The sequence below is a fragment of the Pseudomonas putida genome (genome assembly GCA_029953615.1).
Taxonomy (GTDB): domain Bacteria; phylum Pseudomonadota; class Gammaproteobacteria; order Pseudomonadales; family Pseudomonadaceae; genus Aquipseudomonas.
The window spans coordinates 5013082-5028665 of the sequence record CP124529.1 but is presented as its reverse complement, the minus strand read 5'-3'; the positions used below and the strand labels follow the sequence as shown (position 1 = coordinate 5028665).

General features: G+C 62.5%; 10 protein-coding genes and 1 pseudogene. 6 read left to right on the top strand and 5 right to left on the bottom strand.

The genetic code is table 11. The features are described 5' to 3' along the window. Window positions 1–100: 100 nt before the first annotated feature. Window positions 101–787 (top strand): type 1 glutamine amidotransferase domain-containing protein, encoded by a 687-nt coding sequence (locus QIY50_22985; GenBank protein ID WGV20126.1) that lies wholly within the window; start codon window positions 101–103, stop codon window positions 785–787. Window positions 788–920: 133 nt separating this feature from the next. Continuing rightward, a complete protein-coding gene (locus QIY50_22980; GenBank protein WGV20125.1) occupies window positions 921–1727 on the top strand; it encodes a CSS-motif domain-containing protein in 807 nt (268 codons plus the stop codon). A gap of 23 nt (window positions 1728–1750) precedes the next feature. On the opposite strand, the gene hppD is transcribed toward QIY50_22980, so the two are convergent. Further along, the gene (hppD, locus tag QIY50_22975) at window positions 1751–2827 is read right to left on the bottom strand and encodes a 4-hydroxyphenylpyruvate dioxygenase (protein WGV20124.1); all 1077 of its coding nucleotides are present in this window, start codon (window positions 2825–2827) and stop codon (window positions 1751–1753) included. A gap of 296 nt (window positions 2828–3123) precedes the next feature. Between hppD and QIY50_22970 the strand changes: the two are divergent. Beyond that, window positions 3124–4711: pseudogene (locus tag QIY50_22970) on the top strand (cyclic diguanylate phosphodiesterase). 32 nt (window positions 4712–4743) lie between these two features. After that, window positions 4744–5631 carry an EamA family transporter RarD gene (gene rarD, locus QIY50_22965; protein ID WGV20123.1) on the top strand — a complete coding sequence of 296 codons (888 nt, stop codon included), beginning with the start codon at window positions 4744–4746 and terminating at the stop codon, window positions 5629–5631. On the opposite strand, the gene QIY50_22960 is transcribed toward rarD, so the two are convergent. Beyond that, window positions 5594–7165: a TerC family protein gene (locus QIY50_22960; protein ID WGV20122.1), complete on the bottom strand. Its 1572-nt coding sequence runs from the start codon at window positions 7163–7165 to the stop codon at window positions 5594–5596. The two genes, rarD and QIY50_22960, sit on opposite strands and share 38 nt — an antisense overlap. A 315-nt stretch (window positions 7166–7480) precedes the next feature. On the opposite strand from QIY50_22960, the gene QIY50_22955 reads away from it, so the two are divergent. After that, a complete protein-coding gene (locus tag QIY50_22955; protein WGV20121.1) occupies window positions 7481–8068 on the top strand; it encodes a LysE family translocator in 588 nt (195 codons plus the stop codon). Between the two features lie 158 nt (window positions 8069–8226). On the opposite strand, the gene QIY50_22950 is transcribed toward QIY50_22955, so the two are convergent. The 3 genes from QIY50_22950 to QIY50_22940 all read right to left on the bottom strand — a co-directional run bounded on the left by QIY50_22950 (window position 8227) and on the right by QIY50_22940 (window position 11400). Continuing rightward, a complete protein-coding gene (locus QIY50_22950) occupies window positions 8227–9009 on the bottom strand; it encodes an AraC family transcriptional regulator (GenBank protein WGV20120.1) in 783 nt (260 codons plus the stop codon). A 47-nt stretch (window positions 9010–9056) separates the two neighbouring features. Further along, the gene (locus QIY50_22945) at window positions 9057–10172 is read right to left on the bottom strand and encodes a glycosyltransferase family 61 protein (protein ID WGV20119.1); all 1116 of its coding nucleotides are present in this window, start codon (window positions 10170–10172) and stop codon (window positions 9057–9059) included. 73 nt (window positions 10173–10245) lie between these two features. After that, on the bottom strand, window positions 10246–11400 hold the full coding sequence (locus QIY50_22940) for a hypothetical protein (GenBank protein ID WGV20118.1): 1155 nt from the start codon (window positions 11398–11400) through the stop codon (window positions 10246–10248). Window positions 11401–11737: 337 nt separating this feature from the next. Between QIY50_22940 and QIY50_22935 the strand changes: the two genes are divergently transcribed. Beyond that, entirely contained in the window at window positions 11738–15565 is a 3828-nt protein-coding gene (locus QIY50_22935) for a leucine-rich repeat domain-containing protein (protein ID WGV20117.1), read from the top strand. The last annotated feature ends 19 nt before the right edge of the window (window positions 15566–15584 follow it).

Here is a 15584-nt window from a genome sequence, read left to right as displayed (position 1 = left end):
CACGCAATTATGGCGTCCTCGCCCCTGGCAGCTATGCTCATTAGGTTTTCCCTCGGGCCAGGGAGCAACGGCCCTTTCAGGTTGCGACGGGAGCGTGGTCATGAGCAAGAAAATGCTGGTGGTGCTGACCAATACAGCCAAGTACCCGACCCTCAAGCGGGCGACCGGTTTGTGGCTTGGAGAAGCCGTGCACTTTGTCGAAAAAGTCGAAAAGGCCGGCTATACAGTCGATTATGTCAGCCCGTTGGGCGGCTACGTACCTGTCGACCCGCACAGCCTGCAAATGGCCCCTGACCTGGACTGGCAGTGGTATGACGACAAGCGCTTCATGAGCCGCCTGGGCAACACCTTGAGCCCTGGCCAGGTGAAGGCCGAAGAATACTGCGTCATCTACTACACCGGCGGGCATGGGGTAATGTATGACTTTGCCGACAATCAGCCGCTGCAAGAGCTGGCGCGCCGGGTCTACGAGAACAAGGGTATTGTCGCAGCAGTCTGCCATGGCGTTGTCGGCCTGCTGAACATCAAGCTTAGCGACAACAGCCTGTTGCTGAAGGACCGTCAGGTGACCGGTTTTTCCAACACCGAGGAAAAACTGGCCGAACTGGACAAGGTGGTCCCTTTTCTCACTGAAAACGAGCTGGGCGCCCGCGGCGGCAACTACGGCAAGCATGATGACCCGTGGCAGCCGTACGTGGTTGTCGATGGTCGGCTGATCACCGGGCAGAACCCTGCCTCCACAGCATTGCTGGCCGAGAAAGTGCTCGCGAAACTCAAGGGCTGTTAGCGGCCTACCCCGGGCTTCCGGCTTTCCCATAATGCGCACTGCATCCGGCCTACAGCCGGCCGGTCATTGAATACATAGGCTCACCGTTCAACTGTTCACCACGAACAGTTTCGGACCGGAGAGCAATTGGCCTATGTCTAAAATCATGCATGCCGGGCGCAGCTTGCTGGAACTGCTGCTGCTCATCGCCCTGGGCCTGGTGCCTGTGATTTCCGGGTTGCTGGTAATGGTTTTCCAGCTGGAAGCGAAACTCGCGGAAAACGCGAAAATTTCGGTCCAGGAGGCAGTTTACAGTGTTGATCAGGCGCTGAACCGCTTGCACGAAACCGCGCTTCAGGCCCTGCCCTTCACGGGCAGACCTTGCGATAACGTCATCGGCACGTTGCTGGACCAGGTGGCCAGCCGCTCCTTGGTGCGCTCGTTGACCCTGATCCAGGGCAACCAGGCCTATTGCAGCACCACATCGGATTCACTGGCTGAGTTGTCGTCCTTTGCCGCGTCCGGTCGCCAGGTCGAACTGGCCTATGACTCAGGGGCTGAGGCCAGCGAATTGCTGGTCAACTTTTACCTGGGTAGCAACGATAACGGCGTCATAGTGACCGCTTATGCCATGCAACTGCGCAACGAACTGGACGGGTTCCAGGACGGCTTCACGCTGCTGCTGGAGTTTGGCGAGCGGTACATCTGGAGCCACGGGGACAGCCGCGACCGGCAACCGCCCTCCCAGTCCGAATTCCCTGAAAGTGCGCTTTCGGCCAAATATGGATATCAGGTCAAGGGTGGCTACGGCCACGGCTATACCGCACGCGAGGCCCGCCAGTCGATGCTGCAAATCCTGCCTTCGCTGATGCTGGTGGGCATCGTGACGGGCTCGATTGTCTATCTGACCCTGTTCAGGGCGCGGGCCAACCGGCGTGGTACCGCCGCCACCCATGCATGACAGCGGCGGTACTCCAAGGGGAGTCAGTCGGTGCTCAGCACGCCTCGACGCACCTGGTCACGCTCGATGGATTCGAACAAGGCCTTGAAGTTGCCCTCGCCAAAGCCGTCATCACCCTTGCGCTGAATGAACTCGAAGAACACCGGGCCCAGCAGGGTTTCGGAGAAAATCTGCAACAGCAGGCGCTTGTCGTCCGGCTGCGAGGCACCATCGAGCAGGATGCCACGTGCTTGCAGCTGGTCTACCGGCTCGCCGTGACCTGGCAGGCGCTCTTCGAGCATTTCGTAATAGGTTTGCGGCGGTGCAGTCATGAAGCGCATGCCGAAGCCCTTGAGGGCGTCCCAGGTCTTGAGCAGGTCATCGGTCAGGAAGGCCACGTGCTGGATGCCTTCGCCGTTGAACTGCATCAGGAACTCTTCGATCTGCCCGGAGCCCTTGGAGGACTCTTCGTTCAGCGGGATGCGGATCATGCCATCCGGTGCGGTCATGGCCCGCGAAGTCAGGCCGGTGTACTCACCCTTGATGTCGAAGTAGCGGATTTCGCGGAAGTTGAACAGCTTCTCGTAGAAGCCGGCCCAGTACGACATGCGTCCGCGATAGACGTTGTGGGTAAGATGGTCGATGATCTTCAGGCCGGCACCCACCGGGTTGCGGTCCACACCCTCGATGAACTTGAAGTCGATATCGTAGATCGAGCTGCCCTCTTCGAAACGGTCGATGAGGTACAGCGGCGCACCGCCGATACCCTTGATCGCCGGCAGGCGCAGCTCCATCGGGCCGGTTTCGATTTCCACCGGCTGGGCGCCCAGCTCCAAAGCGCGGGCATAGGCCTCATGGGCGTTGCGCACGCGGAACGCCATGCCGCATACCGACGGGCCGTGTTCGGCGGCGAAGTACGAGGCAATGCTCTTGGGTTCGTTGTTCAGGATCAGGTTGATATCACCCTGGCGATACAGGTGCACATCCTTGGAACGGTGGGTAGCCACCTTGGTGAAGCCCAGCATCTGGAATACCGGCTCGAGTACGCCAGGCGTCGGCGAAGCCAGTTCGATGAATTCAAAGCCCATCAGGCCCATCGGATTGTCGAAAATATCAGCCATGTTCGTGTCCTCATCTGCAGCGAAAATTATTGATTGCGTGGGATGTGGGACGGAAACGGCGGTGAGCACGGGATACCCCGCACGCTGCGGGCGAGGAAGTCACCTATGATTAGCTTGAACCCGTGGTATGTCATATGGACCCATTCTCGGCGGGCTTGATCCTTCGGCATCGAAGGACCTTATTGTTGTATTCGTAAATCGATTCTACAGTGCGTAAAATGGTTTGTCGCGTTTTAGTTGCTCGCAGGTCCCGGCCAGCGGCTATCCTCTCGTAATCCTTCCATGGACAGGTCAGCATGCCCCTTACCGTCAAACGCCGCGCCGGCCTGGGCTGGCGCACCCTGTTGCCCTGGGTTGTCGGCGTGCTGCCGGTAGCGTGTGGCCTGGTCGTGATGAACTGGCAGATCGAACGCGAAATGCAAGCCAGCAGCCAGGCCACTGCGCGCCAGGTGGTGGAGCACGTCGAGCGCATTCTCGACAACCTCTCCAGCGCTGCCAATGACCTGCTGCCGCTTGCCGGCAGCCCCTGCGACCAGGCCCAGCTCACGCTGCGCGCCCAGGTCACGCGCAACGCCTTCGTGCGTTCGACCAACCTGTTCGCGCACAACAACCTTTATTGTTCTTCGCTGTTCGGCGCCTTCGAAGAGCCGGTCGAACCCGGCGACTACACCGACGGCAAGCTGTGGCTGATGGACGGCAACTCGGTCACCCCGAGCCACCCGCTGCTGGTGTACCGGACCAGCGACGGCGACCGTGGTGCGATCAGCACGGTGGATGGTGACCACCTGCTGACGGCGCTGCGTCTGATCGGCCCCGATGAAGACCTGCAAATTCGCGTGGGCAATGCCTGGCTGGGCCAAGGAAGGTATCGTGCACAAGGGTGTGCCACCTGCCGCGGCCAGCGCGAATGTGCTGCTGGGCTCGACGCGCTACCCGTTCAGCGTGCATGGCGGTTATGGCGCCGACAAGCAGGGCCAGCTGTGGCGCAGCCACTACCCTGCGCTGTTCGGCTTGCTGCTGTTACTGGGCGCGGTCGCCGGCCTGGCATGCCGCTGGCAAATTCGGCGCGCCACCTCACCACGCGCCGAACTGCAACGGGCCCTGGAGGCCGACGAATTCCTGCCGTATTTCCAGCCGGTGGTGCGCAAAGGCGATTACCGCTGGGCCGGCGCCGAAGTGCTGATGCGCTGGAACCACCCGCGCGAGGGCCTGGTGCGGCCCGACCTGTTCATTCCCTACGCCGAACACAGCGGGCAGATCGTCGCCATGACCCGCGCGCTGATGATGCACACCGCGCAGAACCTGGCGCCCTATGCCGGGCTGCTGGAGGACGGCTTCCATATCGGCATCAACATCACTGCCGACCACTGCCGCGACTTCAACCTGCTGGACGACTGCCGCACGTTCCTCCAGCACTTCCCGCCTGGCCGGGTGGTGCTGACCCTGGAGCTGACCGAGCGCAAGCTGATCGAGGCCACGCCGGTGGCCCTGGAACTGTTCGAGAAGCTCGACGCCATGGGTGTGAAAATCGCCCTCGACGACTTCGGCACCGGCCAGTCAAGCCTCAATTACCTGCGCCAGTTCAAGGTCGACTACCTGAAGATCGACCAGAGCTTCGTCGCCATGATCGGTGCTGACGCACTGTCGGTGCACATCCTCGAGACCATAATCGAGCTGTCGGCCAAGCTGGGCCTGGGCATTGTTGCCGAAGGTGTGGAAACCGAAGCCCAGCGCGACTACCTGGCCCGACACGAGGTGGACTTCCAGCAGGGATACCTGTTCGCCAGGCCCATGCCGGCTGCCCGGTTCCTCGAGGCACTGGCGGCACGCCCGGCTCCTTCGCGGTTGCCGCAAGCCGCGCCCCCTGAGATCATGCGCGGCTGATCCAACCGCTCAATTCCCTATTCGAGGCATTCGTGTCAAAAGGCATTCTTTCGTCGGTCATGGCGTCCTGTCTGTTCGCCGTGATGTACTTCTATACCTCTCTGCTCAAGCCGCTGGATGGCGAAGAGATCTTTGGCTGGCGCACCCTGTTGACGCTGCCCTGCCTTACCCTGTTCATGCTTGTCTCGAAAGACTGGAAACGGGTGGGCGAACTGCTCGCCCGGGTAAAACGCACGCCGCTGTTGTTGCTGGGCATGGTCGGCACCTCGTGGCTAATGGGCGTGCAACTTTGGCTGTTTCTCTGGGCGCCCCTGCACGGGCGCAGCCTGGAGGTGTCGATGGGCTACTTCCTGCTGCCGCTGGCCATGGTCCTGACCGGCCGACTGGTGTATGGCGAGCGCCTGTCACGCCTGCAGAAGGTGGCCGTGGCCTGCGCCGCGCTGGGCGTGGGCCACGAGCTGTACCAGCATGGCAGCTTTGCCTGGGAAACCCTGGTGGTGACGATTGGTTACCCGATCTACTTCGTGTTGCGCAAGCGCTGCCGCACCGACCACCTGGGTGGCCTGTGGTGCGACATGTGCCTGCTGTTGCCCTGGGCGTTGTACTTCGTGATCCAGGGCCCGCTCTCCCCGGCCGACCTGCAGGCACACCCCGCACTGTATGCGCTGATCCCGATCCTCGGGGCGATCAGCGCCTCGGCCCTGATCGCCTACGTGCTGGCCAGTCGCTTGCTGCCGTTCAGCCTGTTCGGCCTTCTCAGCTACGTTGAACCGGTGCTGCTGGTGGGGGTGGCGCTGCTGCTGGGCGAAACCATCGGCCCGGATCAGTGGCTGACCTACCTGCCGATCTGGGCCGCGGTGCTGGTGCTGGTGATCGAGGGTTTCAAGCACCTGCTGCGTCAACGTCGCCGTTCGGTGTAAGCCGAACCTGACGCACCCTCCGCTCCTCGACCGCCTCCACGGTCAGCGTCCAGCCGTTCCAGGCCAGGCGGTCACCGACCATCGGCAGGCGGTCGAGCAGGCTCATCACCAGGCCCGCGAGGGTCTGGTAGTCCTCGGTGGCGCGGGCGCTGAAGCCGGTACGCGCCTGCACATGGCTCAGGTTCAACGCACCGCTGACCACAAAACCTTCACCTTCCTGGACAATGCCCGGGCCTTCCACCTCACTGGCATCCGGCAACTCGCCGGCAATCGACTCGAGGATGTCGGTCATAGTCAGCAGGCCGGTGAAGTCACCGAACTCGTTGACCACGAAGGCAATGTGCGTCGACTGGGCTCGCATCTGCTCCAGCGCATTGAGGATACTGAAGCTCTCCAGCAGGTTAAGCGGTACCCGGGCCATGCCTTCCAGGTCAGGTTGGCTGCCCGACAGCAACTCCTTGAGCAATTCCTTCTTGTGCACGAAGCCCAGGGGTTCGTCCACGCGGCCGTCGCGGATCAATGGCAGGCGCGAGTACGGTGAATTGGCCAGGGCCTGTGCAATGGTGTCGGCCGGTTGCGCCAGGTCGACAAGATCGACCTCGGCGCGGGCGGTCATCACCGTGCGGATGGGCCGCTCGGCCAGGTTCAACACCCCACTGATCATCACCCGCTCGCGGCGGTCGAACAGCACCTGCTCCTCACCGCCTTCGACCAGGTCGGCGATTTCCTCACCCACCTCGTCAGCCTCTACCCGGCGGCCACCCAGCAGGCGCAGCACAGCATGCGCAGTACGCTCACGCAGCGGCCGGTGCTGCTGCAGGCTGCGCTTGCGACGGGCACGGGCCAACTGGTTGAACAGCTCGATCAGGATCGAGAAGCCGATAGCCGCGTACAGGTAGCCTTTGGGAATATGGAAGCCCAGGCCTTCGGCGGTGAGGCTGAAGCCGATCATCATCAGGAAGCCCAGGCACAGCATGATCACCGTGGGGTGGGCGTTGACGAAGCGGGTCAGCGGCTTGCTGGCAACGATCATGATGCCGATCGAGAAGATTACCGCGATCATCATCACCGACAACTGCTCGACCATGCCTACCGCAGTGATCACCGCGTCCAGCGAGAACACCGCATCGAGCACCACGATCTGCGCGACGATCGGCCAGAAGGCAGCGTGGCGCACCGTGCCACTGGCCTGGGTCACATGGCCTTCCAGGCGTTCATGCAACTCCATGGTCGCCTTGAACAGCAGGAAAACACCACCGAACAGCATGATCAGGTCACGGCCCGAGAAGCTCTTGTCGAACACCTCGAACAACGGCGCGGTCAGGGTGACCATCCACGAGATACTGGCCAACAGGCCCAGGCGCATGATCAACGCCAGGCTCAGGCCGATAACCCGCGCGCGGTCGCGCTGGTGCGGTGGCAGCTTGTCGGCGAGGATGGCGATGAACACCAGGTTGTCGATGCCCAGCACCAGCTCGAGGACGATAAGCGTCAGCAGGCCCAGCCAGGCCGTGGGGTCGGCTAGCCATTCCATTAGCGGGTACTCACGAGGGCAGCGTCACGAGGACGGAAGGGAAAAGGCCTTGAAGGCCGGGGACTGGGGGGCTCCGCGAAGGTGCTCATATAGACCTTGATTGCAAATTGGGGAAATGATCCTACAAGGACAGCAGCTTTCGGTAACAGTGCAAAACTATTACAAAACCTGTAACACCCTGGAACGGCCCGTTCGCGACACAAGGCCGCTCCTGCACCAGAATGCGCTGGCCTGACGTGAGGTACTTTTCTTCAATACCGCAGGCTGTCGATGCCCGAGCATGGAAGGCCATCCTCAAACAAACGGATCACTTTCATGAGCCTGTCTCTATCCATGGCCGCTTTCGCACTGGCGGCCTCGATCTCTCCCGGCCCGGTCAACATCGTCGCACTGGGCAGCGGTGCCCGCCATGGGTTGCGCGCCAGCCTGGCGCATGTGACCGGCGCAACACTGGGCTTCTGCCTGCTGCTGGTGCTGGTCGGGCTTGGCCTGCATCAACTGCTGCTGCGCTGGCCTTTGCTGGGCCTCCTGTTGCACGGAGGCGGCGTGGCGTTCCTGCTGTACATGGCATGGAAGCTGGCCAGCGACGACGGGCAACTGGGCAGCGCTCATCCCACCCAGGCCCCTTCGGCCTGGCACGGCGCGGCGATGCAATGGCTCAACCCCAAGGCATGGCTGGCAGCAGTGGCCGGGGTGGGTGCCTACACCGGCGGTGAGCAGCAGCTGCTGTGGCTGTTCGCCTGGATCTACGGGCCGATCTGTTTCATTTCGGTAGCCAGCTGGGCGTGGGCCGGGAGCGTGGTTCGCCAGTATCTGGACAACCCACGGCACATGCGCCTGCTGAATCGGGGCCTGGCAGTATTGCTCGTGGGCAGTGCGGTTTATCTGGTCATGCAAGGCTAGCTGCACCGGCCCTGTGGGAGCCACTGTCTTGTGTTGCCTGTCAGGGCCCTATCGCTGGCAAGCCAGCTCCCACAGGTACTGCACATGGCTTGGGGTCAATACGGTCGAGGTGGGAGCTGGCTTGCCGGCGACAGGGCCATCACAGCCAATAGGGCAACTCAGCCGAATGCATTGCGGTAATGCCCCGGCGTCGCCGCAAGGTGCTGTTTGAAGGCCCGCTGCAGGTGCGCCTGGTCGGCAAACCCGGCCTCCTGCGCAACCTCCGCAATTGCCCGGCCCATGCGCAGTTGCGCCCTGGCCAGTTGCACGCGTTGGTCGAGCAGGTAGCCGTGCGGCGTCAGGCCGAAGCGTTGGCGGAATGCGCGGATCAGGTAGGAACGCGACAGGCCGCAGGCCGCGCAAATGTCGTCCAGGCTCAGCGGGTCGCCACGATGGGCGCGTATGAATGCTGCCGCCGCCTCCAGTCGCGGGTTGCCTTCGTCGTTCACGCTGGCGTGACCGCCAAGCAACCCAGGCAGTGCATCAAACAGCGCCGCCAGGCGGCCTTCCCGGTCTGGCAGACTGGCATCGAACAGATCCGCAAATGCCTGCAACAGGCACCGGTACAACGCTGGCGAGCGACTCCAGGCCTGGGCCGGCAAGCTGAAGCCCTGCGCCTGCAACCAGGGCATATCGACGAACAACATCAGGTAGGACCATGGTTCCCCGGCGATGGGGTTGCAGGCGTGCACAACGCCTGGGTTCATCAGCACGGTGGTGCCGGCCGCCACCTCGAGGCACTGGTCACCGTACAGGTAGGTACTGCGCCCACCCGTGATCACCCCGATGGAAAAGCTCTCGTGGGAATGCGCCGCGTAGCACACCTGGCGCCCATCCCCTACCCGCCGGGCTTCGACAAAAGGTAACGCCGGGTCGCGCCAGAACCGTGATACCTCGATCATCCCTCACCCCGTTCTCCACTACCCTGCGCCTGGATATTACACGCTTATCACGGAAACAGGTCCAGCGTCCTCTCCACTTCGCCGACATCGATCGTGAAGCCGTCGCCGTCCGGTACCCCGACCACAAAGCCGAAATGCTGGTGGTCACGATCCGTCAGGTACTTGTAGTAGCTGACAAACCGATCGGGCGGCTGCAAGGTCAGCAGGCAACCACCGGCCTGCAGCACATTGACCCCATGAACCAGCTGGCTACCCTCCACTCCGATGACCACCCTCGCCCCGGCACAGGCCGCGACGATACTCGGCACATCGGTCTTCATCGGGTCGACGATGCGAAAGCCGCGGGTGGCGCGCAGGTGCTCGGCCAGCGCCAGTTCGTTGCGCAACAGGCGCAGTTCACCGGCGCCACCACGCAGCAGGAACACCCCTGGGTGTGGGGCCTGCAGCACGTGCGACAGCAACTTGTCGCCCATGGCCCGGTAACGGGCATGCCGGCTGCGGTTGTTGGCCTGGTCATCGAACAGCACCAGTTCTCGGAAAAACGCACTGCGCAAGCGCAGCGGGTTCATTTCCAGCCAGTCTTCGTAGGCCGGTGCCTGGGTAAACAGCGGGAACCTGGCCGAGGGCGCGGTGGTTACCGGTATGCCTTCGTTACAGGCCAGCGCATAGGTCGGACAATCCTCCATCAGCCAGGTGCCGAACCACGAATTGCCGTTTTGCGTGCAATAGATGGCCGCGCGGTCGATTTCGTGATCCACGATGATGCCCGGAAAAGGGCTTGGCTTCTGCGACAGCCAATGGCTGGCCTTGCCCTTGTACAATGCACCGTCTACCAGCCACACATCCTTGATCAGGTAGCCACGGGTCGGCCCTTGCAGCGTACTGATGCCGCCCTCCATGGTGCGCCCAGGGTGCACATAGGGATAGAAACGCTTGCCTTCCCAACCCGTCACCCGCTCCAGTTGGCCTGGCAGGTAAATGGCCGGGGGCGAAACCGTGACTTCACCGGGGGCAATGTCCCAGCTCTTGGTTGCGATACTCTTGAGGTCGATGCTGCTGTTCCCGCACAGCCGTTTGCGGGCCATATAGCGGTAGGCGGCCAGAGTCCAGGTGTGCTGCCTGGCGACAAGCGATGCACTGAACTGCGAGATGTCGCTTCCCATGACGCGTCCTCCCTTGGTGGCAAGCGCAAAAGCCTGGCGCAACGCGCCAGATCAACGTCTTTCTGGCATCAACTCAGCGGCACATGACTCTTTCCATGGTTGGCGGTGACTGGAGACTGGCGTAACGGCGCCGCAAGCTTTCCACGAACGGTTCGCCCGTACCATTGCCACCATAGAAGTAAATCTTGTGCAGGCCACCAAACACCATCTCCTGGTAGCGACTGGCAACTTCCTCGTCACTCGGGCCCTCGGGCAACCCCAGATGCAGCGTGAGTTTGCCGCCTTCGATCGCGAACATCGGCGTGTCCCACAGGAACTTTGCCGTGCCGGTGCTGGGTAAGCGGACAAACAGACAGGCATGGTTACCCAGCGAATCGATATCGCCACCGCGGCGGCGCTTCCATTTCAACAAACCATCATCGGGGCGTGCCAGGCAAAGACCGATGTCGTAATAATCGAAGCCCTGCTGCAGCGCCCACTCCATTGCCATGAAAGTGGTGATCGAGTTCACCTCGCGCAACTTGCGCGCATCGGTAAACACCGCCTCGCAATAGCCGAAACGCAACGTGCTCCAATAACGCTTGCCAGCGCGCACCACTTCACAGCCCAGGTGGCAGCCGATCACTTCATCGCCCAAGGTGATCAAGTCGAGCCTGCCGACGCCCTTGGCAATGCGAAACACTTCTGCAGTGGGAAACTGCGCGGCATGGATACCCTGCCTGGCGCTGGCATAGGGACGCAGCAGGTCGCGGTCGGCCATGGCGATCTCGTCGTCCGAGCTGGCCTGGCGCATCTGGTACAGCGGGCGATTCTTGCGGATGCTGCGCCGCAACTCGCTGTCGTAGCGTGCAGTGATGTCCTCCAGCGAGCGCCCGAGCGGAACCACGGCGCTCAGGTAATGCGGCACCGACAACGCCCCCGACGTCGGTATTTCGCTGACCACCACCACGTGGTCAGGCGCCATCGTCGCGCTTGCGCTGTCAATGACTGCAGCGTTGCCCTGGCCCTTGCCGCCAATCAGCAGCTTGGCCATCTCCCGTTGCTGCTTTCGGCCGATATAAACGAATTCGTACGGGCTTTCCTGCTGCAACCGAAACCTGGCAACTTCCCAGCGCCAGAAACAGGCACGCGCCATTGCTTCAAGTACCTTGCTGGCCAAGTGTCTAATTTCATAGCGTATTGAGGGCGAGATGAGTTTTCGCGCCACTGCCGTCAAGGTCGCGTTCATTTCTTCTTCGAGGTCCTTGGATGTGCACCAGGGTCTATCGCAAAATGACAACCATTCAACAAAAAACGTATCTTGTTGATATTCAGTAAATAACCGGAAAGTCCCCCTGTCAGTTAATAATTTAAGGTGCGCACAAACACTTTAGCAAGTGGCATTTTGATTGCATTTCATGAATACACCTGGACGCTTTGTAAAGTTTCATGGCGCCAGATTTCCTGCATGAACGCCTCGCCCGATACGCATTCGCTAACGCAATTACCTGTTCGCACTATCCTGCTACCACTTGGCTATAGAGAAATATCGTTTGATGCCTTCTTTGCATAAAAGGAGCATCGCGATGCCATTCGAAAATCCTCATCAACCGTTGCTCGAGGCGCAACTGCCGCACTGGGCACGCCAGGCAACGCCCAAGCAGTGGGCCACGTTGAAGCAGACCCAGGTCGCCCCATGGCAGGGGCAGGCCTGGTTTGACAACGCAGCCCCCGACCTGCGCCAGGCAGTCCACGCCAGTCAGGCGCGGCTGATGCATGCGCAAGCAGCCTTGGCATGTTCACTCAAAGGCGTGAAACAGATCACGGAGTTCGCCGAACCCTTGCTGCAGGGACGCCTCGCTCAACACGGCTTTCACGCATCGCTGTGCAATACCCAGCTACTGCGGGTCGAACGCACCTGGCACTGGACCGTCCTGCGCTATCTCTACCGCCATCGCCGCGACAACTTGCTACAGGCCGCCCTGCAGAATTTCGCCGACGATGAGGCATTCACCCCCGAAAGTGCCATTGCCCTGAGCGCCGACATTCAGGTCACGCCGGTGCTGGTACACGGCTCCTTCTCTCTCGGCATGCAGGTACCCGTGGCGCGCGTTGCGCTTAAGTCCGAGCGTTATCAGGTGGAACGGCTGCCCCTCGCGCCTGCCGCTTTCGCCACATTGTGCCGTGACCTGGACCTGGGTAACGCTTACCAGGCACATCTGGAACACCACTTCGCCCGCCCCGCTACCCGGGCCTTGGCCATCAGGGTACAAAAGGACCGCCTACGCCTGGCGGCCGACCTTGCCTACCTGCGGCACCTGCTTGACGGCAGCACGCGCGATCAGGTCGAACAGCTGTTGCAGGGTGGCGCGGTGAGGTGCTGGCAACTGGCGCTGTTCGGCACCGTGTTGCACGAGGTCATGCTGATCGATGCTGGCAGCGCTGGGCTGGCGCTGTACTTGCCCGGCCATGACCCAGCCCTGCGCCAATGCAACAACCTGGATGCAGTACACGATACGCTGGCGACCTTGCTGCTGGAACCCGAGGCCCGTCAGGCCTTCATGGCCTATATCAGGCAGGACGAGCGCAGGCACTTTCTCGATCTGCTGCAGCAGAACCTCGACGCCACAGGCAACACAGCCTATGACCGCCCTTGGCAGCGTGCAGCACAAGCGGACCTGCGCCCCTCGCGCGAGGCCATCACGGCCGAGCCTTTCGCCCACTACCAGGATCTGCACCTGGCCCGTCTCAAGCACGAAGCCAGCCTGCTGGCGGTCCCGACAGCAATAGCCGATGCCAATGCGCGGGCCAGGCGCCTGGAGGAATGGGAAAGCCTTGGCCTGGATGCACTCAATATAGCCGCGTTCTTCATTCCGGGTGCAGGCACCCTGATGCTGGCCGTCACTGCCTGCCAATTGCTCGGCGAAGCCTTCGAGGGCTACGAGGCCTGGCAGGAAGGCGATCGTCACCTGGCGCTGCGCCACCTGGAAGCGGTCGGCCTGAACCTGGCCATGATCGGTGGGTTCGCGGCAGCGGGCAAGGTGATACCCAAGCTGTTCAACAGCCCGTTGATGGAAAACCTGCAGCAAGTATGCGGCAACGACGGGCGCTACCGGCTCTGGAATGAAGACCTCACCCCTTACCGCAGTGCCGTGGCACTGCCGCCAACGCTGCAGCCTAATGCACTTGGCCAGTACCTGTACCAGGGACGGCATTTCATCCGCATGGACGGTCATTTGTTCGAACAACGCTTCGACCACGAACTGCAGCAATGGCGGCTCATTCACCCCGAGAAGCCCGATGCCTGGCAACCACCGCTGGCGCACAATGCCGAGGGTGCCTGGCGTGGCCAGCATGAACAGCCAGGCCAGTGGCCGTTCGCCAAGCTGGTGCAACGCCTCGGCGAGGCATATGCCGCGTTCACGCCAGCACAGCTGACGCAGGCCGGCCGCCTCTGTGGCATCGACGCCGCGCGCTTGCGCCGGGTGCACCTGGAAGGCCAGCCAACGCCGCCGCTGTTGCTCGATACCCTGCAGCGCATGGCAGCACAGGCCGAGGTAGAGGCATTGGCCGACCAGGCCCCACCCGGTCTGTTCGAGCGGCTCTACAACGGCAGTGCACCCACCACTGCGTCAACGCAGAAGCTGCTCGATGCCTACCCGCGGCTTTCGCCGGCCCTGGCCAGGCGTTTGCTGGCACCGCTGGGCGAGGCCGAATCGTACGCCTGGCAACAGCACGGTCAGTTGCCTGCACGGGTTCGCCAGTCGCTGGAGCAGGTACACAGCGAGCTGCCCCTGGTGCGCGCGCTGGAAGGCGTGCTTCAGCCTGCCCGGGCCAGCAGCGACAGCGAACGCCTGCTGTTCAGCGCACTGGATGCCATGCCCGACTGGCCTGGGGACTTGCGCCTGGAGCTGCGCAGCGCCAGCCCCGAAGGCCCGCGGCTGGAGCAGGTCGGCAGCGACCAGGCCACCAGCCTGCGGCGGGTGATCAAATCGCTCGAAGGCTATGAGGTCGACCTGGGCGAGCGCCCTGTACCTGCGCTGCGCGATCCTGATCTCTGCCGGGCGATAGAGCAGGCTCTGTCACGCTCGCACCGCGATAGGCTGGGCATCGCGACGGCCGATGGCCGTTCGCTACGCCAGCGCGTACTGGATTGGGTCGACAAGCACAGGCAGACAGTGGCCCAGCGGCTCTGGGGGCACCAAACGCTGCGGCGCAAGCTTATGCCGGGCTTGCGCGGCGGCCGGCCGTTGGCCGCCGAACCGCCTCAGCCACGCCTGGCAGGCTCATTGGCCGGAGCCTATCGCCGCTTGTTCCCCGACGCTACCGATCAGGAGTTTGAAAACTGGCTCGGCCACGATGAGGACAACCCGTACGTGGACGACATCCGCTCACCCACGCAGCGGCTGCACGACCTGCAGCAGCGTCTGGATACGCTGCGCCGCGACCTGCAGGAATGGGCCAGGCCTGATCCGCAACGCCCTCACCAGCGACACCTGGCCATCCGCCCTATTCTCAACGCCTGGCGCCGGCTGTCGACCATAGCGCTCGAAGGGGGTGGCCGCTTCCACAGCCTGGACCTGTCCGGCCTGGAACTGGACAACCAGGCCCTGGCCAGCCTGACCTTGCCGGACGACTTCAGCCATGTGCAGCACCTGTCACTCAGCTACAACCGTTCACTCAGCCAGTTGCCGGCCGAGTTCTGCAGGCGCTTCCCCAACCTCAATCGCCTGCTGCTGGCCAACTGTCGGTTCGACACCGTGCCACGCCTGAGTAGCCCCGAGCAGCTCGCCTGGCTGGATCTGGAAGGCAACCGCATCACCTGGAGCCCCCAGGCCCAGCAGGCCCTGGACCGCTGCTCCGGGCTTGTCGTGCTGGACCTTTCGGGCAACCCGCTGCTGCAGGCCCCCGACCTGCGCGGACTGGGCTACCTGAAGACGCTGTTCCTGACCGACTGTGCGCTCAGCGAACTGCCGCAAGGCCTTGAGCGGGTGGTCGAGCCCATCATCCTCGACATTGGCGAGAACCAGCTGCTGCGGTTGCCAGACGGTTTCAACCTGCCACGGCCAGTGGCAAACGCCCTGCGACTGGAAAGCGAATGGCTGGGCGCACCTGTGCTTGAGCAGATCGAGGCCTACAACGCCGTGCACCAGGTGGACCTGCTGGTATGCGAAGGCGACTATCTGGAATTCTTCGACCAGACCGGCCCGGCCGAAATGGCCCTGTGGCAGCGATTACCACCGCAGTATCGACGCGACCTCAGGGCATTGCTCGATCTGGAACCGTTCCTGTCCCGCCCGCAGTATGCCCGCGCAGAGTTCTGGCGGCGCCTGGCCCTGATCGATGCAGACCCCGCCCTGCGCCAGCAATGGCTGACCCACCCACCTTACGACCTGTTCAACCTCCCGCTTTGACAGCCCCCGGGTGCCTGCC

What these genes read in the sequence shown, in the direction of transcription:
- QIY50_22985 (WGV20126.1), top strand. Translation starts at nt 101, where the DNA reads ATGAGCAAGAAAATGCTGGTGGTGCTGACCAATACAGCCAAGTACCCG.
- QIY50_22980 (WGV20125.1), top strand. Translation starts at nt 921, where the DNA reads ATGTCTAAAATCATGCATGCCGGGCGCAGCTTGCTGGAACTGCTGCTG.
- hppD (WGV20124.1), bottom strand. Translation starts at nt 2,827, where the DNA reads ATGGCTGATATTTTCGACAATCCGATGGGCCTGATGGGCTTTGAATTC.
- QIY50_22960 (WGV20122.1), bottom strand. Translation starts at nt 7,165, where the DNA reads ATGGAATGGCTAGCCGACCCCACGGCCTGGCTGGGCCTGCTGACGCTT.
- QIY50_22955 (WGV20121.1), top strand. Translation starts at nt 7,481, where the DNA reads ATGAGCCTGTCTCTATCCATGGCCGCTTTCGCACTGGCGGCCTCGATC.
- QIY50_22950 (WGV20120.1), bottom strand. Translation starts at nt 9,009, where the DNA reads ATGATCGAGGTATCACGGTTCTGGCGCGACCCGGCGTTACCTTTTGTC.
- QIY50_22945 (WGV20119.1), bottom strand. Translation starts at nt 10,172, where the DNA reads ATGGGAAGCGACATCTCGCAGTTCAGTGCATCGCTTGTCGCCAGGCAG.
- QIY50_22940 (WGV20118.1), bottom strand. Translation starts at nt 11,400, where the DNA reads ATGAACGCGACCTTGACGGCAGTGGCGCGAAAACTCATCTCGCCCTCA.
- QIY50_22935 (WGV20117.1), top strand. Translation starts at nt 11,738, where the DNA reads ATGCCATTCGAAAATCCTCATCAACCGTTGCTCGAGGCGCAACTGCCG.